At 75.9% G+C, this 19,674-nt stretch carries 16 protein-coding genes; 8 read left to right on the plus strand and 8 right to left on the minus strand.

All coding sequences use genetic code 11. The features are described 5' to 3' along the window. Positions 1–67 precede the first annotated feature (67 nt). Entirely contained in the window at positions 68–1,081 is a 1,014-nt protein-coding gene (locus tag ACL02U_RS20455; protein ID WP_412792307.1) for a hypothetical protein, read from the plus strand. A gap of 112 nt (positions 1,082–1,193) precedes the next feature. On the opposite strand, the gene ACL02U_RS20460 is transcribed toward ACL02U_RS20455, so the two are convergent. The 3 genes from ACL02U_RS20460 to ACL02U_RS20470 all read right to left on the minus strand — a co-directional run bounded on the left by ACL02U_RS20460 (position 1,194) and on the right by ACL02U_RS20470 (position 4,570). Beyond that, positions 1,194–2,480 carry an MAB_1171c family putative transporter gene (locus ACL02U_RS20460; RefSeq protein ID WP_412792308.1) on the minus strand — a complete coding sequence of 429 codons (1,287 nt, stop codon included), beginning with the start codon at positions 2,478–2,480 and terminating at the stop codon, positions 1,194–1,196. After that, positions 2,473–3,093, minus strand: coding sequence for a ParH-like protein (locus tag ACL02U_RS20465; protein WP_412792309.1), 621 nt, complete (start codon positions 3,091–3,093; stop codon positions 2,473–2,475). The genes ACL02U_RS20460 and ACL02U_RS20465 overlap by 8 nt, the downstream gene beginning before the upstream one ends. 439 nt (positions 3,094–3,532) lie before the next feature. Continuing rightward, a complete protein-coding gene (locus ACL02U_RS20470) occupies positions 3,533–4,570 on the minus strand; it encodes a rod shape-determining protein (RefSeq protein WP_412792310.1) in 1,038 nt (345 codons plus the stop codon). Between the two features lie 461 nt (positions 4,571–5,031). Here ACL02U_RS20470 and ACL02U_RS20475 point away from each other — a divergent pair, with 461 nt between their 5' ends. Then, positions 5,032–8,661 (plus strand): S8 family serine peptidase, encoded by a 3,630-nt coding sequence (locus tag ACL02U_RS20475; protein WP_412792311.1) that lies wholly within the window; start codon positions 5,032–5,034, stop codon positions 8,659–8,661. A 251-nt stretch (positions 8,662–8,912) separates the two neighbouring features. Here the strand turns inward: ACL02U_RS20475 and ACL02U_RS20480 are convergent, their stop codons facing one another. Both ACL02U_RS20480 and ACL02U_RS20485 read right to left on the minus strand, forming a co-directional pair. Next, the gene (locus tag ACL02U_RS20480; RefSeq protein WP_412792312.1) at positions 8,913–10,268 is read right to left on the minus strand and encodes a carboxyl transferase domain-containing protein; all 1,356 of its coding nucleotides are present in this window, start codon (positions 10,266–10,268) and stop codon (positions 8,913–8,915) included. Then, the gene (locus ACL02U_RS20485; RefSeq protein WP_412792313.1) at positions 10,261–11,709 is read right to left on the minus strand and encodes an acyl-CoA synthetase; all 1,449 of its coding nucleotides are present in this window, start codon (positions 11,707–11,709) and stop codon (positions 10,261–10,263) included. Before ACL02U_RS20485 ends, ACL02U_RS20480 begins: the two co-directional genes overlap by 8 nt. A 588-nt stretch (positions 11,710–12,297) precedes the next feature. Here ACL02U_RS20485 and ACL02U_RS20490 point away from each other — a divergent pair. The 3 genes from ACL02U_RS20490 to ACL02U_RS20500 are packed head-to-tail and all read left to right on the plus strand — an operon-like array spanning position 12,298 to position 13,517. Next, complete coding sequence (locus ACL02U_RS20490) at positions 12,298–12,831, plus strand: RNA polymerase sigma factor (protein ID WP_412792314.1); 534 nt, start codon at positions 12,298–12,300, stop codon at positions 12,829–12,831. Continuing rightward, on the plus strand, positions 12,828–13,325 hold the full coding sequence (locus tag ACL02U_RS20495) for a transmembrane transport protein (RefSeq protein WP_412792315.1): 498 nt from the start codon (positions 12,828–12,830) through the stop codon (positions 13,323–13,325). The genes ACL02U_RS20490 and ACL02U_RS20495 overlap by 4 nt, the downstream gene beginning before the upstream one ends. 51 nt (positions 13,326–13,376) lie before the next feature. Beyond that, a complete protein-coding gene (locus ACL02U_RS20500; RefSeq protein WP_412792316.1) occupies positions 13,377–13,517 on the plus strand; it encodes a hypothetical protein in 141 nt (46 codons plus the stop codon). 111 nt (positions 13,518–13,628) lie between these two features. On the opposite strand, the gene ACL02U_RS20505 is transcribed toward ACL02U_RS20500, so the two are convergent. Beyond that, the gene (locus ACL02U_RS20505) at positions 13,629–14,252 is read right to left on the minus strand and encodes an O-methyltransferase (RefSeq protein WP_412792317.1); all 624 of its coding nucleotides are present in this window, start codon (positions 14,250–14,252) and stop codon (positions 13,629–13,631) included. A gap of 240 nt (positions 14,253–14,492) precedes the next feature. Between ACL02U_RS20505 and ACL02U_RS20510 the strand changes: the two genes are divergently transcribed. Next, entirely contained in the window at positions 14,493–15,371 is an 879-nt protein-coding gene (locus tag ACL02U_RS20510) for an ATP-grasp domain-containing protein (protein WP_412792318.1), read from the plus strand. 89 nt (positions 15,372–15,460) lie between these two features. Here ACL02U_RS20510 and ACL02U_RS20515 read toward each other — a convergent pair whose 3' ends face one another. Then, positions 15,461–16,084 (minus strand): hypothetical protein, encoded by a 624-nt coding sequence (locus tag ACL02U_RS20515; RefSeq protein ID WP_412792319.1) that lies wholly within the window; start codon positions 16,082–16,084, stop codon positions 15,461–15,463. Positions 16,085–16,400: 316 nt separating this feature from the next. Between ACL02U_RS20515 and ACL02U_RS20520 the strand changes: the two genes are divergently transcribed. Both ACL02U_RS20520 and ACL02U_RS20525 read left to right on the plus strand, forming a co-directional pair. Further along, positions 16,401–17,174 carry an IclR family transcriptional regulator gene (locus ACL02U_RS20520; protein WP_412792320.1) on the plus strand — a complete coding sequence of 258 codons (774 nt, stop codon included), beginning with the start codon at positions 16,401–16,403 and terminating at the stop codon, positions 17,172–17,174. Then, positions 17,171–18,022: an SMP-30/gluconolactonase/LRE family protein gene (locus tag ACL02U_RS20525; RefSeq protein WP_412792321.1), complete on the plus strand. Its 852-nt coding sequence runs from the start codon at positions 17,171–17,173 to the stop codon at positions 18,020–18,022. The genes ACL02U_RS20520 and ACL02U_RS20525 overlap by 4 nt, the downstream gene beginning before the upstream one ends. 242 nt (positions 18,023–18,264) lie before the next feature. On the opposite strand, the gene ACL02U_RS20530 is transcribed toward ACL02U_RS20525, so the two are convergent. After that, a complete protein-coding gene (locus tag ACL02U_RS20530; protein ID WP_412792322.1) occupies positions 18,265–19,662 on the minus strand; it encodes an NAD(P)/FAD-dependent oxidoreductase in 1,398 nt (465 codons plus the stop codon). Positions 19,663–19,674 lie beyond the last annotated feature (12 nt).

The following is a 19,674-nucleotide window of genomic DNA, read 5'->3' on the forward strand; positions in this document are numbered from 1 at the left end:
TGAATTCGGTTGCCGCCGTCCCAAGTCGGGTCGATGCCGTGATGTCAACGACGGGGGGACCGTCCCGATGGTTTCGTTCTTGCCGCCCTCGCCCACTGCTCCCGGCCGCCGCGGCCCGGGCCGCTCGTCCGGAGGCCCCGCCGCCGGAGCGGCCGCCGCGTGCCTGCTGCTCGCGCTGGCGGGCTGCGGCGGATCCCACGACACGTCCGACGCGGCCCCCCACAACACCCCTTCGGGCGCCGCGTCCGCCGGCGGGCAGCAGGATCAGGCCTCGGCCCGGCCGTCGTCGAGCGGCCCCGCCGGCACGGTCTCGTACACCGGCCCGTCGGGGTCCGGCACCGGCTCGTACACCCGTGTCGACTGCTCCAGTTACGGGCAGCAGGGCAACTTCTCCGTCCTGGCGTCCGACGCCGACGACAAGAAGGCCACCCTCTCCGTCGTCGTCAAGGACGGGAAGTACGACCAGCTCTCCTTCACCACGGACCAGGGCCGGAACTGGATGGCCGCGTTCGGGGCGTCGGAGTCGGGCAACGCCGCCACGGCGGCCCGGACCAGTGGCGGCACCTCCCTGGACCTCGGCGGACTGAAGCTGAAGATGCTCGACGCCACCTCGGGCGAGGAGGCGCAGTTCACGCTCGACGGACACCTCGACTGCACCTCCGGTCGAACGGACACCGGGGACGTGGCCGCCGGCGGCACCGCGGACCCGCAGGGCACCGCGGCCAACACCTTGAGCATCACCGGTGGACTCCAGGAGAAGATGAAGCTCGGCCAGGTCCTGTGCACGCCGGCCGGGGAGCACGGCGTCATCGCGGTCGGCCAGCGGGAGCGGAACGGGGACCGGGACACCCTGACGATCACCCTCTCCGGCGAGGACGGCTCCGTACTCCTCTCCATCGACAAGGGAACCAAGGGAGACCTCGACAACTGGGGGGCCACCACCGCGGAGCGGAAGCTGCCGGTGCGCCTCGACGGAAAGCAGATCGTGCTCTCCGCCGTGCAACTGCCGAGTGCCAACGGGAAGAAGCCGATCACGCTGAACGGCGTGCTGCGCTGCACGGAGGGGGCCCTGCCGCACTGAGGCAGCCGGTGGGCCCGGCACCGCCCCGGTGGGGCGAGGGAGGTCGGCCGGCCGCAACGTCCCGGACCAGGCCCGCCCCGGGCCCCGGGTCAGCCGTCCTGCCGGTCCCGGGTCAGCCGTCCGTGCCGGTCCCGGGGCGGCCGTCCGTGTCGCGCCCCTCGCGCTCGGCGCGCGCCCGCTCCCGGCACCGGGCCACCACCGGCGAGGTGAGGAAGGCCCGGCTCACCCTGGCCAGCCAGGCGGCCTCCGCGTCCAGCGATCCGCCCACCCCGAGGGACACCTCGGCCTCCGTCGCCCGCCCGTCGTTCGGCCGCGGTCCCGGCCCGCCCCGCCCGCCTGCCGCGGCCGAGTCGAGGGCCACCGCCAGAACCGCGGCGTCGCGGACCGCCGCGTCGTCGGTGTGCTCCGCCACCCAGGACGGCACCTGCGGATGGACGTGGGGACGCATCGCCAGGCAGCCGTCGCGTATCTCGATCACCGTGCGGTACAGGGCGAACCGGGACCCGCCCGACGGGACCCGCTCGGCCCGCGGCCCAATCCCGTCCCCGCCGGTCGCCACCGAGGGGGACAGGCGGACCTGCGGAGCGGCCGTGCACAGGGCCGACCACAACGGCCGCAGCGCACGGTGCGTGCGCCGGGTGCGCAGCCAGCCCGCGGGTCCGGCCGCCGGTGCCCACCAGGCGGTCGCGGTGGCGCCGAGCGCGCCCAGAGCCAGGCAGCAGCTGCCGAGCACCACGGAGACCAGGTCCTCGTCCAGATCCTGATGCCCCGTCAGGAGAACGCGGGCGGTGTCCTCCGTGCTCCACAGCGCCCAGAGCATCCCGACGCCGGCACTCAGCACGATCAGCCGGAGCCCGGTGCGGACCGGCCCCGGGCCGATCCGGCTGCTGTGGTGGGCGATCAGCCGGATGAACACCGTCAGGCACCACAGGAGGTAGGCGGTGTAGAGGACATCGCCCGAGGCGAGGGCCGCGCGCCCCCGCCATCCCCGCACGACGAGCAACTCGCCCGTACAGTGCGGGCCGGCCAGCGCGAACAGGCCCGCGCAGAGCAGGAAGGTGCCGAGCGCCACCCGGCCCCCGGGGCCCGCGACGCGGGGCTCCGCCGCCCCGCGCGGCCGCCGTCCGAGCGACAGCGCCGCGGTGGTCAGGGAGAACACGGCGGCGATGCGCAGTCCCCGGCTCAGGACGTAGGCCAGACCGGGCAGCACGCCCGCCCCGCCGGGGGAGAGGGCCAGTTCGGACGGGGCGGGCACCGCCATCGCGGCGCCCATGCACAGTCCGAAGACGAGGAGGTTCAGCAGGCCGGGCACGGCACGGTTGCCCCGGGTCAGCCGCCACTCGTACCCGGCCACCGACAGGGCCAGCAGGGCCGGTACGAACGCCGCCCGGCTATGCATCGTCGGTGTCCGCGCCGCCGTCCGCCGCACCGTCCTGGTGCGGGGCACCCACCAGCCAGCCCAGACGTGCCTGCCGTCCGCTCAGGGCGTCGCCGCGTCTTCGGCGCCTTCTGCGGGCGTCCTCCCGCCCGGCCCGGTGCAGGATGAACGAGGCCAGCAGTTCGGCCTCCTGTTCCTGCGGGTCCGAGTACACGGTGCGGCCCAGCACCCGTCGCACCAGGGCCGGCGGCACCTCGCGGACCAGCGCGGCCGCGCCCGCGGACGGGCCGTCCGACTCGTGGTGACCGCATAGCAGATGGGCCGCCTCGTGGAGCAGGATGTGCTGCCGGTGCAGCTCCGTGGTGTCGGCGTCGTACACGATGTAGTCGGCTTCCGCCGTGGTGATCAGCAGCCCGCAGGGCACGGCGACCCGCCCCGCCACCGGCAGCAGTTCGATGGGCCGGCCGCGCCGGCGGGCCAGCTCCCCGACGAAGACCGCCGCGTCGAACGGGCTCGGCAGTGGGAGTTCCTCGGCGATGCGCCGGCAGCGCCGCCACGGGCTCTCCGGTCCGCGGCCGCTCTCCCTGCGCGACGGCCGGGTCAGCCGCCTGTTCCACCCCGCGAGTCCGGCCATACGGGACTCCTCCCCGAGCACGTGATCGACCCCTGGACGCCGCCCCCCCTGCGGCCCGGTCCGGGTCACGTACCGCCGATCGGCCAAGGAGGGTCAGCATAGCGACGGACGTCCGGGACGCCCGAGGCGGTTCTGCGGAGCACGTACCCCGCCCGTATCCGCTTCCGCGCCGGGAGCGGTCGGTCGGCCGCAGTCGGGGTCCGCGCCCGCGCCGGTCCCACCGCCCCGCCCGACGGGCGAGCGGTCGCAGCCGCGGCAGCGCGGTGCCGGCCGCGCCCGGCGGTTGGGACCGCGGGGTCGGCGGTGGTGGCGGTGGTGGTCGGGCGGGCCGGTGGCCCGGTGGGGCCGGGCCGGTGGTCGGGCGGGGCCGGGCCGGTGGTCGGGCGGGGCCGGGCCGGTGGTCGGGCGGGGAGGGGTGGCCGGGGGCCGGGAGGTCGGGTCAGGAGGCGAGCGGGTTCAGGATGAGCGGTTCGATCCGGCCCTCGAGCATGGCGCCCAGCCCCTGTACGGCGCACACGTCGGGCCGGTCGGCGATGTGCACCGGCATGCCGGTGGCCTCCCGCAGCATGTGGTCGAACCCGGGGAGCAGCGCACTGCCGCCGACCATCGTGATACCGCGGTCCGCGAGGTCGGCGACCAGGTCGGGCGGGCAGTCCCGGAGCACCTTGCCGATGCCGTCGAGCACGGCGGTCAGCGGCGTCTGGATGGCGTCGCGGACGGTGGCGGTGTCGACCCGTACCGAGCGGGCCAGCCCGGTCGCGACGTCCCGGCCGTGGATCTCGGTGGTCGACGGCCCCTGCGGGGTCAGCCCGTTGCCGGACAGGGCGAGCTGGAGCGGCCGCACGGACTGGCTCGGCAGAATCAGTTCGTGATCGTGCCGCAGGAGCTGCACGATCGCGTGGTCCACGGCCTCCCCGCCGACCGCGATGCGCTGAGCGGTGACGATCGAGCCCAGGGAGAGGACCGCCACCTGGGTGGCGGCCGCCCCGCACACCATGATCATGGTGGCCTCGGGCTGCTCCACGGGCAGACCGCAGCCGACCGCCGCGGCGATCAGCGTGTCGACCAGTTCCACCCGCCGCGCGCCGAGCCCGACCAGGGTCTCGATCGCGGCGCGCTGGGCCAGTGGATCGGCGTCGTGCGGAGTGCAGGCCGCGGCCCGCAGCCGCGGCTTGCGCCGCAGTTGGCGCCGGACCCGGTCGCCGATCAGATGGCGCAGCATGCGCTGCGCCATCTCGATGTCGACGACCGTGCCGCCGGACACCGGGCGGACCACGCGGATGTAGTGCGGGGTGCGCCCGGTCATCTTCTCCGCGAAGTCGCCGACCGCGATCAGGGCGCCGGTTCGGGTGTTCACGGCGGCGGCGGACGGCTGGTCCACGACGAGCCCGGCCCCCTTGACGTAGACCCGGGTCCGCGCCGCGCCCAGGTCGACGGCGAAGTGACAGCGGTGCAGCTGCTCCAGACTGGCGGTCATGGCTGGCGTTGCCTCCCGAGAAGAGCACAGACCGTGGGGGCCGCCGGATGGCGGGCCTCCTACGATCCTGCGGGCGCCGGAAGGGGGCCGCCCCCTGGAGGGGGCCGGGCGGGGTGCGGCTGAATGAGTGTTTCGTCGTTTATGTCAGATATAGGAGTCACATGAGCGCTCCGGGATGGGTGCGCGCGGCGGCCGGCACGGCACCCCGCCCGCCACCGGCTCGCCGCACCACCGCCCCGCCACCGGCTCACACCACCGCCCGCCTCCACTCGCGCCCGCCCCCCCACCCGCACCCCGCTCCTCGGGTCGTCCTCCTCGTGGCGCCGCCCGTGTCCGGCCTGCCGCCCCGCGCCGGGGGTCGGCGGGAACCCGCCAAGGCACGTTTCCGCCGCCTCAAGTCAACTCCCCTGCAACACAAGGGCCCCGACACTCTTCGCAGCACTCGACGAAGAGAGGCGTGGATGACCAGAGGACCAGTCAGACGCGGAGCGACCCTTCTGTCGGCCGGGCTCGTGCTCGCCCTGCTGCCCGCCGCCGGCGCGCGGGCCGCGACCGGAGCCGCCCGGGCGGGCGGCGGGGCGCCCGCCGCCCCGTCCGCCACCCGCACCGTCACCCTCGTCACCGGCGACGAGGTGACCGTCACCGACCTGGGCGGCGGCAGGCGGACCGTCGCGGTGGAGCGACCCGAGGGGGCCACCGGCGCGGTGCGCACCCGGACGGTCGACGGCGACCTCACCGTCGTACCGGACGAGGCGCTGCCGCTGCTGCGGGCCGGGCGACTCGACCGGCGGCTGTTCGACGTCAGCGAGCTGTTACGGGAGGGGCTGGCCGACCGCGCGACGGGCACGCTGCCGCTGATCGTCACCTACGACGAGGGCGTACGGGCCACCGCCCTGCCCGACGCCGAGCGGACGCGGACGCTGCCCAGTGTGCGCGGGGCCGCCCTGAACGCGGAGAAGGGACGCGACTTCTGGCGGTCGGTGACCCGGCGGAAGGACGTCGGCAAGGTGTGGCTCGACGGGCGCGTGCACGCCGACATGGCGGCCAGCAACGCCCAGATCGGCACGTCCGCGGCCTGGGACGCCGGCCTCACCGGCAAGGGCGTCACCGTCGCCGTCCTCGACACCGGCGCCGACCTCACCCACCCCGACCTGGTCGGCCGGGTCACCGCCAGCCGGTCCTTCGTGGCCGGCCAGGAGGTCGCCGACCGCGACGGGCACGGCACCCACGTCACCTCCACCGTCGGCGGCAGCGGCGCGGCCTCCGGCGGGAGGGAGAAGGGCGTGGCGCCCGGGGCCGCGCTGGCGGTCGGCAAGGTGCTCGACGACAGCGGCTCCGGAAGCGAGTCGCAGATCATCGCCGGGATGGAATGGGCCGCCCGGGACGTCCACGCCAGGGTGATCTCCATGAGCCTGGGCTCGACCGAGCCCAGCGACGGCACCGACCCCATGGCGCAGGCCGTGAACAGCCTCTCCGCCGAGACCGGCGCGCTGTTCGTCGTCGCCGCCGGCAACACCGGCGCCCCCTCCTCCATCGGCTCGCCCGGCGCCGCCGACGCGGCCCTCACCGTCGGCGCGGTGGACTCCGCCGACCGGGCCGCCTGGTTCACCAGCGCGGGCCCCCGCCACGGCGACAACGCGCTCAAGCCGGACCTCGCCGCCCCCGGCGTCGACATCCTCGCGGCCCGCTCCCAGCTCACCCCCGGGAGCGGCTACTACACCTCGATGAGCGGCACCTCGATGGCCACTCCGCATGTCGCGGGCGTGGCCGCGCTGCTCGCCCAGGAGCACCCCGACTGGACCGGCGCGCAGCTCAAGGACGCGCTGATGTCCACCGCGAAGCAACTCGACGCGTCCCCCTACCTGCTGGGTGCGGGCCGGGTCAGCGTGCCCGCGGCCGCCGGGGCGCGGATCACCGCCACCGGCAGTGCCGACCTCGGCTTCCACCGCTGGCCGTACAGCACCGACCGGCCCGTCACCCGCACCCTCACCTACACCAACACCGGCGACACCGACGCCCACCTGGCACTCGGCGTGACCGGCGCCCCCGACGGCGTCGCCACTCTCGCCGACACCGCCCTCACCGTCCCCGCGCACGGCACCGCCTCCACCACCGTCACCGGCGACGCGTCCGGGGCGCCGGTCGGCGAGACCAGCGGCCGGATCACCGCCGTCGACGCCACCGGCGCACCCGTCGCGCACACCGCCTTCGGCCTGGTCAAGGAGGACGAACGGTACGACCTCACCGTCCACGTCAAGGACCGCGACGGCGCACCCGCGGCCGCCGGCCTGACCGTGCAGCGGCTCGCCGACGGCACCTACCCCGTCCCCGCAGACGTCGGCGACTCCGGCACGCTGACGCTGCGGCTGAAGCCGGGCACGTACAGCCTGGCGACCTTCCTCGACGTTCGCGGCAGCCACGGCGCCGACTCGCTCGGCCTGGGCTTCCTCGCCGCCCCCGAGGTCGTCCTGGACCGCGACCGGGAGGTCACCCTCGACGGCCGCGAGCTGCGCGAGATCAGCGCCGACGTGCACCGGCGCACCGAGACCCGGCAGCTGGTCATGGAGTACGACCGCAAGGCGAACGGCGCCGACCTGTTCGAGGCGGTCCAGGTGCCGGCGGCCTACGACAGCGTCTTCGCCGCGCCCACCCGCCCGGTCACCCGGGGCGGTTTCGAGTACCGGACCGTGTGGCGGCTCGGCAAGCCGCTGCTGGAGGTCAAGGGCGTGCACGACGCCCTCGCCCAGTCCGGCGGCACCCTCCCCGACGGGCGCCGCAGGCTGCCGCTGGTCGACGTGGGCGACGGCCCGGTCACCGGTGTCACGGGCAAGGCGGTACTGGCCCGGCTCGCCGACGGCACCGATCCGGTCGCACTGGCCCGGGCCGCCCAGGACGCGGGCGCCGCCGCGCTGTTCGTCACCGACGACGCGCCCGGCCGGCTGAACGCCTGGTGGGGCGCGGCCGACGGCTCCGACCGGCCCTTCCCCATCGCCACCCTCGACGCGGCGGACGCCGGACGGCTGCGCGCCGCCGGCCGCGTCGACATGACCGGCACCCCCGACACGCCGTACGTGTACGACCTGTCGCAGGGGCACCGGGGCGCGATACCCGACACCGACCTGACGTACGCGCCCCGCCACCGCGAACTCGCCTCGCTCCACGTGCGGTTCCACGCCGCGCAGCCCGTCGGCGGCACCGAGTTCCGCTACTCGCTCACCGACGCCTTCCCGCTGGGCCTGGGCTTCCCGGAGCGGACCTCCTACCCCGCCGAGCGCACCGACTACGTCTCCACCGGCCCCGGCCAGCTGTGGCACGAGTCGGTCACCGCGGCCGACGGGGCGCTCGAGGAACGCGGCGGACTCGTCTCCTACCGCGGCGGCTCGCACACCGAGCTGAACTGGTTCCGGCCCGTGTGGCACCCGTGGCTGGGCACCGGACTGGGCTGGGGGCAGCAGCGTTCCGGCAACGTGATCCGGTTCAACACGCCCGGCTGGGGCGACTCCGGGCCGGACCACACCGGCTTCGGCGACTCGTGGAGCGAGAGCAGCGGAATGACCCAGACCACCTCCGTCTACCTGGACGGCGAACAGGTCGACCGGAGCACCGGATCCACCGGGTACGTGTGGGACGCGCCCGCCGACGAGCACACCTACGAGGTGGTCACCGACACCGCGCTCGACCCCGGCCGCTGGGCGCGCGCGGAACGCGGCCACGCCGAGTGGACCGTGCGTTCCGCGGCCACCCCGGACGACCACTGGACGACTCTGCCGCTGATCAACCTGGCCTTCGACGTCCGCACCGACCTCGCGGGCGACGTCCGGGCCGGCTCCCGGGTCCGGGTCGGCCTGCGCGCGCGGTACGTGGCCGGTGCCGCCGGTTCCGGCCGACTCGGCGGCGGCACGCTGCAGGTGTCGTACGACGCGGGGGCGACCTGGCGGCCGGTCGCGCTCGCCGGCGACGGCCGGGCAGCCTGGCGCGGCACGCTCACCGTGCCGCGCGGAGCCGCGTCCGTGTCCCTGCGCGCCACCGCGCGGGACGATCGGGGCGGCACCGTCACCCAGGAGATCGTCCGGGGGGTCGGGGTGCGGTAGGCCCCGGCGTGCACCGCGAAGGCGGCGCCGCCTCCCTGGGACGGGGAGACGGCGCCGCCGGGTGTCTGCTCGGACGTCAGACGAGCCAGCCGACGAGGTGGATCAGGCAGGCCAGGGCGTCGGTGAGAACGTTCATGGGGGGTGCAACTCCTCGCAGTGGAACAGTAGTTGGGACATGCGCTCCGGTCACGGTCTGCAGCCCGCCACCCGCGCACTGCGAGTATCGACCGCCGCACCGCCCCGATGCGGGCTCATGAGCGACGATCACCTGTTCGCGGGAACAGGTGATCGTCTGTTCGGATCACTCCCAGCTCCATCAAGTCCTGTGGACGCAGCCGTAGTTGATCCGCCGTGGCCTGCACCTGTTCCGGCGGCCGCTTGAGGATCGCCGCGGCCGACTCCGGGGCGATCACCGAGAAGTAGCTGTCCGGGGTCGCCCAGGTGCGGCCGGGCGCCGCCAGTGCCAGCGCGCCGCCCGAGCCGCCCTCGCCGATCACCAGCGTGGTGATCGGCGCACGCGCGGCCGCGACCGCGCCGAACAGGTCCGCGATCGCCGCCCCCGCCCCCTGCCGCTCCGCCTCCGCGTCGTTCGCCGCGCCCGGCGTGTCCACCAGCGTCAGCACCGGCACACCGAGCCGCCCCGCCATCCGCACCAACCGCGCCGCGGTCCGGTACCCGGCAGGCCGGGTCGCCGTTCCGGCCTGCGCCGCGTACGCCACCGTCCGCCCCGCGTGCTCGCCGAAACCGCACAGCACGCCCGCGTCGGTGCCGCCGCACCGGTCGCCGCTGATCGCCACCCGGCGGGTGAAGTAGGCGTCCAGGTAGGCGGCGGCCCGGGGCCGGTGCGGCGACCTGGCGCGCCGCACCGCCTCCCACCCGGAAGCCGGCAGGTCCGCGGCACCGAGGGCCGCCGGGACCGGTGCGGGCTCCGCGGAGGGCCGGCCGAGCAGCCGCAGCCACAGCCCGAGCACCTCCCGCAGCCGGTCCGCCGGCACGACCGCGTCCGCCGCGCCCGCCGCCACCTGCGCCTCGGCGGTGTAGGCGGCCGGATCGGCGTCCGGCGGCCGCACCCGCGAGCCGGCGAAAGCGACCTGGGCGCCCGGCAGCGCGAGGATCACGTCGGCGCCCGCGCCGAGCGTCGCCCAGCCGCCGCCCGTCGCCGGGTCCCCCACCACCGCGATCTGCGGCAGTCCGGCCTGCCGGGTGAGTTCCGACTGCCGTGCCACCCGCTGCAGTTGGGTCAGTGCCACCATGCCCTCCTGCATCCGGCTGCCGCCGGTGGCGACCAGCGGCACCACCGGCAGCCGCCGCGCCCGGGCCTCGGCGTACGCCGCCTCCAGCCGGTCGCCGGCGCGCTCGCCCAGGGAGCCGCCGAGGAAACCGAACTCGAAGGCGACCAGGACCGCGCGGGTGCCGCCGACGCTGCCCGTGCCGCACACCACCGACTCGTCCTCCCCGGTGCGGCGTGCCGCGCGGGCGCGGGCGGCGTCGTAGCCGTCCCAGGCCAGCGGCCCGTCCGGAGCGGACCGCCCCGCCGGGTGGGGGAGTTCGGTGAAGTCGTCCGCGACGAGGGCGAGGAACCGGCGCGCGGTGAGCCGCTCAGCCACGGCCCAGCGCCCGCTTCATGATCTTCCCCATGTCGTTGCGGGGCAGCGCCTCGACGTAGCGGACGGCACGCGGCCGCTTGTGCGGGGCGAGACGACCGGCGACGTGCCCGGCCAGCACCTCCGCATCGGGCGGCGACTGCGGGTCGGCGGCGACGATCCACGCCACGATCCGCTCGCCGAGGTCCGCGTCCGGTTCCCCGGTGACAGCCGCCTCGCGCACCCCCGGATGCTCCAGGAGCGCGTTCTCGATCTCGCCCGCCCCGATCTTGTAACCGCCGCTCTTGATCAGGTCGGTGGCCTTGCGCCCGACGATGCGCACGTACCCGTCGGCCTCCCGCACCGCCATGTCGCCCGTGCGGAACCAGCCGTCCGGGGTGAACGCGGCAGCGGTGGCGTCCGGCCGGTTCAGGTACTCGGTGAACAGGTTCGGCCCGCGCACCTGGATCTCCCCGACCGCCTCGGCCCCGACGGAGGCGAGCGGCGTGCCGTCCTCCTCGACGAGCCGCAGCTCCACCCCCGGCAGCGGCACCCCCACCGTCCCGGCGCGGGCCTCCCCGTCGGCGCGGACGCTGGTGTTCATCAGCGTCTCCGTCATCCCGTACCGCTCGACGACGCGCCGGCCGGTCGCGGCGGCGATCCGCTCGTGGTCGTGCACGGGCAGCGCGGCCGACCCGGACACCAGCAGACGGGCCCCGGCGAGCGCCTCGGCGAGCCCGGGATCGCCGGGCAGCGCCTCCGCGATCCGGTGGTACATCGTCGGCACGCCGAACAGCATGGTCGCGCCGCCGCCCAGCTCCCGGGCGGCACCCTCCACGGTGAACCGCCCCAGGTGGCGCACCGAGCCGCCGCGACGCAGCGGCCCCAGCACCCCCAGCACCAGCCCGTGCACGTGGAACAGCGGCAACCCGTGCACGAGTACGTCCGACCCCGTCCACTGCCAGGCGTCGGCCAGCGCGTCCAGGGTCGCGGCGATCGCCCGGCGGGGGATCACGGCGCCCTTGGGCGGGCCGGTCGTACCGGAGGTGTAGACGACGAGGGCGGGAGCGGCGGGGTCCACCCGCCGGTCGTCGGGCCGGGTCCCCTCCTCGCGGGGGTCGACGTCGATCCGCGGCAGCCTCCGCAGCGGCGCGGGAAGCTCCTCGCCCGGCGCGGCCAGGACGAGCCCGGGCGCGCTGTCGGACAGGATGTGCTCCAGCTCCTTCCCGCCCGACCTCGGGTTGAGCGGCACGGCGGCGGCCCCGGCGAGCAGTACGCCCACCACCGCGACGGCCGTCTCCCGCGAGGGCGTGGCCCACACCGCGACCCGCCCCTTCCCGCGCACCCGCTCACCGACGGCCCCGGCCGCCGCCGCGAGCTGCGCATACGTCAGGGACCGGGCACCGAACCGCAGGGCGACCCGCTCGCCCGGATCGTCCGTCAGGGCCGGGAACAGGGAGGACACGCGGCGACTCCTCGAGGGCTGGAGGGCTGGAGGGCTGGAGGGCAGGACAAGTCCTTCCTACCCCAGGCCCGGCGCGATCCGCCGCCACCGGAGTTTGACACCGGTCACGTTGACAGCGGACGCCACGCCCGCCCGGGCCCCGGGGCCCCATGCCCGCCCGTCCCACCGGGCGGGTGCCCCTGCCCCGAGGACCGACCCCGCGTCCGGCGAATCCGCGGCCGAGTGAATCCGTTCGAGGAACTCCTTGCGGCGTGATCCGGCCGCTGCCGGGAGTGCTGGTTCGGAAAGTGCGACGGTTTCCGGATAACCGTCGCACTTTCTTGAGCCCATGGGCATCCGCGATTGCCGTCCTGCCGCACATCGGTCCCGGTCATGCTCGGGCCACTTCCCCGACCCCCGACCGGGCGTCGGGCGTTGCACAGCGTGCACGCGCCACCGAAAGCGAGCCAGGGCCCGTCCGAAACCGTGATCAAGGGGTGCGATTCCTTTTACGCCCGGTCGCTCGACCGGATGCTCGGGATTCCGTGAACCTTTCCGCCGGGAATGCCGACTGTCTGTGCGACGGACGGTGCGGAGCAGGGAGGTGTGGTGGGCGACGACGGGCTGCTGGTGGTGCGCTGCCAGCTGGGGGAGCGGGAGGCGTTCCGCGAACTGGTGGCCGTGTGGCACCCCGCGCTGCGGCGCTATGTCCGGGGCATGGTCGGTTCGCCGCACCTCGCGGACGATCTTGCTCAGGAGGCGTGGGTCGCCGTGGTGCGCGGCCTGCCGCGGCTGCGGCAGCCGGAGCGGTTCGCGCCCTGGCTGTTCACCATCGCCCGGCGCACCGTCACTGACCATCTGCGTCAGACGTACAAGACTCCGGAGACGGCCATGGAGGACGCCACGACTGTCGTCGCCGACGACGAGCTCAGCGGCGTGCTCACCACCATGCAGATCGAGGCAGGTCTGGCTGCTCTGCCGCCCTCGGAGCGCGAGGTGCTGATCCTCTTCCACCTGGAGGACCTGCCACTGGCTTCCTGCGCGGAGGTGCTGGGCGTACCGGCCGGCACGGTCAAGAGCAGGCTGCACCGCGCCCGGCGCATGCTGCGCAACCACCTTGCCGAGAAGGGGTACGAGGCATGAGCGAGCAGGACCGCGCGGCGCAGGGGGCCGTGCCCGAGCAGCTGGCGCGCGCACTGGCCACGGAGGTGTCACTGCGGTCCCGGCTGCGCCATGTGGCAGTGGGCCTGGCCGGGGGATGCGGCGCGGCCGTGATCGCGGTGCTGTGGGCCACCGAGCCGAATGCCCTGCCGACGCGCACCCGGGCCGCCTTCGCCGGACTGATCGCCATCGGGCTGGCCTGGGCCGTCTTCGCAGGCTGGGTACTGAGCAGGCGTCGGCCGCTGTTCGCCCGGGACCGGGTGCTGTCCGCCCGGATCGCACTGGCGGCGACCGTGGTGACCGCCCTGGCCGGGGCGGCGCTGGCCGCAGTCCGGGGTAGTACCGCCGACCTGGTGGCCACCGCCGCGGGCGGGGTCGTCTTCACCGCCGCCGCGACGCTCGCCCTGGTACGGGCGCGGCGCCGCCGACGCGAACTACTGCGACTGCGGGATGCCTTGCGACAAGAGGCCTCCTGAACAGCCGAATTCGCCCAAGCCGAGATCACCCGGATCAGCAGGGAGACAGAAGTGGACAACAAGACTCCTCCGATCGGCCCGCCGGCCCTCGCGCTCCGCCTCCGCGGTGCGGGCAAGCGCACCGTCCTGGTCGTCGCGGCCCTGGCCTGTACCGCCCTGCTGATCGGCGTCGGCCTGCTCCTGACCCGGTGACCCCGGGGCAGCCGGCAGACGTCGGGGAGGGCTCGCGGGAAACTCACCGACGACGACCGGGAGTCGATCGAGCCGGTCCCGCCGATAGGCGCGTCCGGCCGCGGTGGGCGTTCACGCGGAGGGCGGTGCGGGCGGGCGTCGCCGCGTGCCCACCAGGGCCGCCAGGTCGCCGGCGAGCCGCAGCTCCACGGTGTGCAGCGCCGGGTGTTCCAGCCAGTGCAGCCGGGCCCGGTCCACGGCACCCTCGTGCAGCGGCGGCCAGGAGGTGGCCGGGGTGAAGTCGTCGAGCACCACCGTGCCGCCGGGCGCCAGCAGCCGGCCCACGTCGGCGGCCGGATCGTGCTCCGCCTTCCCCTGCCCGCCGCCGTCCAGCACCAGCAGGTCGTACGGCCCCCGCTCGCCGATCCGCCGCGACTCGCCGGTCAGCACCTCCACCTCGGGCCGGTCGGCGAACACCTCCGCGGCGATCCGGGCCCGCTCCGGGTCCCGTTCCACGCTGACCAGCCGCACGCCCGGGCGGGCCCCGGAGGCGAGCCAGGCCAGGCCCACTCCGCAGCCGGTTCCGGTCTCGCCGACGGCACCGCGGGCGCCGCCCGCCAGGGCGAGCAGCAGGCGGCCCTGCTCGGGACGGCAGGAGTGGGGGAAGCCGTGGCGACGGGCGGCCGCGACGGCCCGCCGGACCAGCGGCGGGAGCGGCCCGGCCGCGGCGTGGGCATCGGTTCCGGAGAGCGACATGCCGCCGATTCGTCCCGGCGCCCTGCCTCCGAGGCGTGGAGTTCCGGGGGAAGCGGGGGCCCCGATCCGAGAGGAGGGCCGCGCGGGCGTCGCTCTCGCAGCGGTGGTTGTTAGCCTGCCGTCCGACCCGCTGATCGGCCGACCCCTGGTCGGCCGGCGTCCCGTTCGGCCTGCCGGCTCGGCCGGGCCGCCCGATCGGCGGGTCGGCCGAGCACCCGCCCGTACAAGGAGAAGCCCGTCGTGCCCCGCATCGCGCTCGTCACGTGCCGTCCCGGCCCCCAGGTCAGCGCCGACCCCGACCTGCCCGTGCTGGCGACGGCGCTGGAGCGGGCGGGCGCGGAGGCCCGGCCGGTGCTGTGGGACGACCCGCACATCGACTGGGCGGGTTTCGACCTGGCGCTCATCCGCTCGACCTGGGACTACAGCTGGCGTTCCGCCGAGTTCCTCGCCTGGGCCGAGCGGTGCGGCAAGGCCACGCGGCTGGCGAACCCGGCGGAGGTGGTGCGCTGGAACACCGACAAGCGGTACCTGGGCCGTCTCGCCGACGCCGGTGTGCCGACGGTGCCCACCCGGTACCTTCCTCCGGGCGCCGCCGCCGCCCCCGCCCTCCCCACCGACCACGAGTACGTGGTGAAGCCGACCTCCGGAGCGGGAGCCCGCTACGCCGCCCGCTACACCCCCGAAGAGCGCGCCACGGCCGAACGCCAGCTCGCCCGCATGCACGCGGAGGGCTTCACGGCGATGGTGCAGCCGTACATGAGCCGTATCGACGCCGCCGGGGAGCGTGCCCTGCAGTACGTCGGCGGCCGCCTGCTGCACGCCAGCCGCAAGGGGGCGGTGCTGGAGTCCGGCACCCCGTACGACGTGAAGAAGGTGGCCCACCCCGGGCTGACGCCGTGGGAACCCACGGCCGCCGAGCTGTCCGTCGCCGAGCGGGCCCTGGCCGCGGTCCCCGCGGCCGACGAACTGCTGTACGCCCGTGTCGACCTGGTGGACGGCGAGGACGGGCGGCCGTGCGTGATGGAGCTGGAGCTCGTCGAGCCGAACCTGTTCCTCTTCCTGCACCCGGACTCCGCGCCGCGGGTGGCGGCAGCGGTGCTGGCGGCGGCAACCGCCTGACGTCCCCCGGGCCGCCCTGTCCCTCCGGCCGCCCTGTCCCTCCGGCTGCCCCGTCCCTTCGGCTGCCCGCCGCGCCGACCGCCGCCGGGTCAGCCCGACCCGCCGCCTGGCTCGGGCCGCCCGCGGACCGCCACCCGCTGCAGCAGGCCCCAGGTGAACTCCGCCGCCACCTCCCACCGGGTGCCCTGCGTGTCCGGGGCGGTGAAGGCCAGGCCCCAGCGGGTGGGGGCGGTGCCCTCCAGGGGCCGGGCGGGCGCGAAGGCGCGGGCCGCCTCGTCCACCGTGCAGGACCAGGGCGTGAGGTCCTCCAGGGTGTCGAGGCGGGGCCCACGGGTGCCGGGGGCGCGCACCAGCCACTCGTTCCAGACCGCGCCGTCCGGGCCGACCAGGATCTCGAAGCGGAGGTCGGGCCAGAGCGGCAGCGGCCACCGCCAGGCCGCGCACTCCAGGTCGCCCACGGTGCGCCCGCCCTCCTGCTCCGGCGCGCCCAGCACCGAGCGGTAGCGGGCGGCGGCCGGCCGGGCGCGCGGCGAGCGGACCATGGCCTGCCAGCGCTTGTTCGCCTCCCGCATGTCGCCGAGCGAGACACCGAGCGTGCGGCGGGCCTCGGCGACCGGGTCCGGGTTGTGGTCGGCCATCCGCCGCAGCAGGACGAGCTGGAAGTCGAGGCGGGTGAAGGGGCCGGCGGAGCGGTTCGCGGGGGACCGGGGCATGGCAGCCATCCTCCCCGACGCGGCGGCGGGCGGGGAACGGCGGTCGCGCGGCGTTTCGGTGCCGCCGGGTGCGGGTGCGGGTGCGGGTGCGGGTGCGGGTGCGGGTCGGTGCCGGTGCCGGTGCCGGTGCCGGTGTCGGGCGGCTGTGCGGGCCGGGGCGCGCGGTCGGGGACCGTGGCCCGTCCCGGCCATTGCCCGCACGGAGCCTGTGTGACTAGCCTGTGTTCGCCATTCCGATCGCCTGTTGAAATCTCGAACGCGACCCTCTCGGACGAGACGGTGCAGGCACCTCAGACGACAAGGGAGGGGGCCGGCCGTGGGACGACTCGTACCCGCCGTGACCCGGGCTCTCGACATACTCGAGCTCTTCCTGGACGGGGACGGGACGCTCTCCGCCCCCGACATCGTGCGCAGGCTCCAGTTGCCGCGGACCACCGTGCACGAGCTGGTCACCACGCTCACCGCCCGCCGGTACCTGGTGACCGTGCCGGGACAGCCCGGACGCTACCGGCTCGGCGTCCGCCCGTACCAGCTCGGGAGCCGCTACGCCGAGCAGCTCGACCTGGCCGCCGAGGGCCAGCAGGTGGCCCGCACGGTGGCCGAGACCTGCGACGAGACGGTGCACGTGGCCATCCTCGAAGGGACCGACGTCATCTACATCGCCAAGGTCGACTCCACGCACGCGGTGCGCATGGTCTCGGCCGCCGGCCGCCGGCTGCCCGCCCACTGCACCTCGGTGGGCAAGATGCTGCTGGCCTCCCTACCCGAACAGGAACTCGCCGCGCGCCTCCCCGACGACGCCGAACTGGTCGCGATGACCCCCAACAGCATCACCGACCCGGCCGCCCTGCGCGAGTCCCTCGCCGAGATCCGCCGCAGCGGCATCGCGGTCGAGTCCCGCGAGTCCAACCCGGACGTCTCCTGCGTGGCGGCCCCGGTCCGCGACCGGGCCGGGCAGGTGGTGGCCGCCCTGTCCATCTCGGTGCCGATGATCCGCTGGAGCGACGAGCGGCGCGCCGAACTGGAGCAACTGGCCGCCAAGGGCGCCGCGGACCTCTCCGAGCACCTCGGCCACCGGAGCCCGGCATGAGCGCCCCGCGGTACCGGGTCGCGGTGCGGGCCGAGGCGACGCTGGGCGAGGGCCCGACCTGGGACCCGGCCGCCGGGCACCTGCTGTGGCTGGACATCCTCGGATCCCGGATCCACACCTACGACCCGTCGACGGGCCGCCGCACCGTGCGCCGCACCGACCAGCACGTGGGCGCGGCCAAGCCGCGCGCGGGCGGCGGACTGGTCCTCAACCTCCGCGACGGTGTGGCCCTGCTCGACCCGGACGGGACCCTGCGCTGGCTGCACCGCGAACCCGTGCCCGGCCGGCGGGCCAACGACGCGGCCGTCGCCCCCGACGGCAGCCTGTGGGCCGGCACCATGCGCTACGACGAGGCCCCCGGCGGCGGCACCCTGCGCCGCTTCGGGCCCGACGGGTCCGCCGAGACCGTGCTCGGCGAGGTGACGGTCAGCAACGGCACCGGCTGGAGCCCCGACGGCCGCCTGATGTACTACATCGACTCGCCGACCCGCCGCGTCGACGTCTTCGACCATGCCGACGGCCGGATCCGCGGCCGCCGCACGCTGACGGAGATCGAGGAGGGGGCCGGCTTCCCCGACGGGCTCACCGTCGACGCGGACGGCTGCGTGTGGGTGGCCCTCTGGGACGGTGCGGCGGTGCGCCGCTACACCCCCGGCGGTGTGCTGGACCGCGAGCTCGCCCTGCCCACTCCGCGGGTGACCGCCTGCGCCTTCGGCGGCCCCGACCTGACCGACCTGTACGTCACGACCGCCCGCGTGGGCCTGGACGCGCCGCACCCGACGGCCGGCGCGCTGCTGGTGTTCCCGGGAGCCGGGAAAGGGCTCCCGCAGCCCCCTTTCGCGGGCTGACGCACCCCGCGGCTCGGCGGCCGGTCGCCCCCGGCGCCTCCGGCCCGCCGCTCCGGCGCCCCCGGCCGGTCGCTCCGGCGCCTCCGGCCCGCCGCTCCGGCGCCCCCGGCCGGTCGCTCCGGCGCCTCCGGCCCGCCGCTCCGGCGCCCCCGGCCGGTCGCTCCGGCGCCTCCGGCCCGCCGCTCCGGCGCCCCCAGCCCGTCGCCCCCGGGCCGGCGCCCCCGCCGCCCCGGCGCCCCCGGTCAGTGCCCCGTGCGGTCCAGGGACTGCAGCAGGCGGTGCTCCCGCGCGCTGAGCGGCGGGCCGGACGGGGCGGGCAGCAGCCGGCCGTTGAGGGCGGCCAGCAGGGTGTCGGGGCGCAGCAGGCGCTCCGGGCCGGTACGCATGCCGGTCACGTCCCACAGGGCGGCGGCAGCGGGGTAGGAGCCGGTGGCCGCCGAGAAGAGCCGCCGGCTGTACGCGGCGACCAACCGGTCGGCGGCGCCGGGCCGTCCGCCGCGCACATCGGGGTACCAGACGTCCTGGCCGACCGCCATGGCCCAGGCCGCGTCCACCGAACGGGCGGCGTCGCGCTGCACCCGGCGGGCCAGCCCGGGCGCGGTCGCCCCGTCGCGCCCCACCCGGCGGGCCAGCGCGCGGGCGCCGAGCGCGGCCACCGACATGCCCTGCCCGTACACCGGGTTGAAGGTCGCCAGGGCGTCCCCGAGGACGATCAGCCCCTCCGGCCACCGGCGCACCTTCTCCAGGTAGCGGCGGACGTTGCTGGTGCTGCGGCTGACGTGCACGTCGGTCAGCGGCTCCGCGCCGGAGATGAGCCGGCCCACGATCGGGTGCGGCAGCCGGAGGGTGTACCGCAGGAAGTCGTCCGGGTCGGCAGGCGGTTCGCCGCCGCGGGTGCCGGCCAGGCTGACCATCCAGCGGTCGCCCTCGATCGGGATGATCGTCGCGCTGCGGCCCGGCCGGGACACGTACGGGTCGGGGTGCACGACGGTGAGCGGGAACCGCTCGGCGCCCTCGGGCATCCGGTAGATGCGGGTCGCGTTGACGAGCCCCGCGTCCACGGTGCGCTCCCGGACGCCGCCGACGCCGAGCCGGTCCAGCCAGGCGGTGATGCGGGAGCCGCGCCCGGAGGCGTCCACGACCAGGTCGGCGTCCAGGACCTCGGTGGCGCCGCCGGCCTCCACCCGCAGCCCGTGCACGCGGTCACGGCCGCCGACCGGTTCGACCGCCCGCGCCTGCCGCAGCGTCACCCCGGTGTGCGCGAGCACGGCGGTCCGCACGGCCCAGTCGAGCAGTGCGCGGCTGCACAGCAGCATCACCGGCCCGTCGTGCCGCCAGCGGTGGAACCAGCCGTGCGGGGTGAGCGCCAGCATGCCCGAGCCGAAGGAGCGCTCGTGCGCGCCCGCGGCGAGCAGGGCCTTGCCCAGACCGGCGCCCGGTACGACCTCCTCCGCCGCGGCCAGGCCGCCGGGCATCAGCAGGTGGGCGTGGCGGCCCTGCGGAAGCCCCCTGCGGTGGCCGGGGTCGTCCGGCAGGTCGTCGCGCTCCACCACGATCACCTCGTCCACCGCGGTGGACAGCGCGGCCGCGGCCAGCATTCCGGCCAGACCGGCTCCGACGACGACGGCTCTGTGCGGCATGCGACTCCTTGG

This window comes from Streptomyces sp. MS06, from assembly GCF_047200655.1.
GTDB lineage: Bacteria > Actinomycetota > Actinomycetes > Streptomycetales > Streptomycetaceae > Streptomyces.

Coding starts and splice junctions, on each gene's coding strand:
- ACL02U_RS20455 (WP_412792307.1), top strand. CDS start 68: ATGGTTTCGTTCTTGCCGCCCTCGCCCACTGCTCCCGGCCGCCGCGGC.
- ACL02U_RS20460 (WP_412792308.1), bottom strand. CDS start 2,480: ATGCATAGCCGGGCGGCGTTCGTACCGGCCCTGCTGGCCCTGTCGGTG.
- ACL02U_RS20465 (WP_412792309.1), bottom strand. CDS start 3,093: ATGGCCGGACTCGCGGGGTGGAACAGGCGGCTGACCCGGCCGTCGCGC.
- ACL02U_RS20470 (WP_412792310.1), bottom strand. CDS start 4,570: ATGACCGCCAGTCTGGAGCAGCTGCACCGCTGTCACTTCGCCGTCGAC.
- ACL02U_RS20475 (WP_412792311.1), top strand. CDS start 5,032: ATGACCAGAGGACCAGTCAGACGCGGAGCGACCCTTCTGTCGGCCGGG.
- ACL02U_RS20495 (WP_412792315.1), top strand. CDS start 12,828: ATGAGCGAGCAGGACCGCGCGGCGCAGGGGGCCGTGCCCGAGCAGCTG.
- ACL02U_RS20505 (WP_412792317.1), bottom strand. CDS start 14,252: ATGTCGCTCTCCGGAACCGATGCCCACGCCGCGGCCGGGCCGCTCCCG.
- ACL02U_RS20515 (WP_412792319.1), bottom strand. CDS start 16,084: ATGCCCCGGTCCCCCGCGAACCGCTCCGCCGGCCCCTTCACCCGCCTC.
- ACL02U_RS20525 (WP_412792321.1), top strand. CDS start 17,171: ATGAGCGCCCCGCGGTACCGGGTCGCGGTGCGGGCCGAGGCGACGCTG.
- ACL02U_RS20530 (WP_412792322.1), bottom strand. CDS start 19,662: ATGCCGCACAGAGCCGTCGTCGTCGGAGCCGGTCTGGCCGGAATGCTG.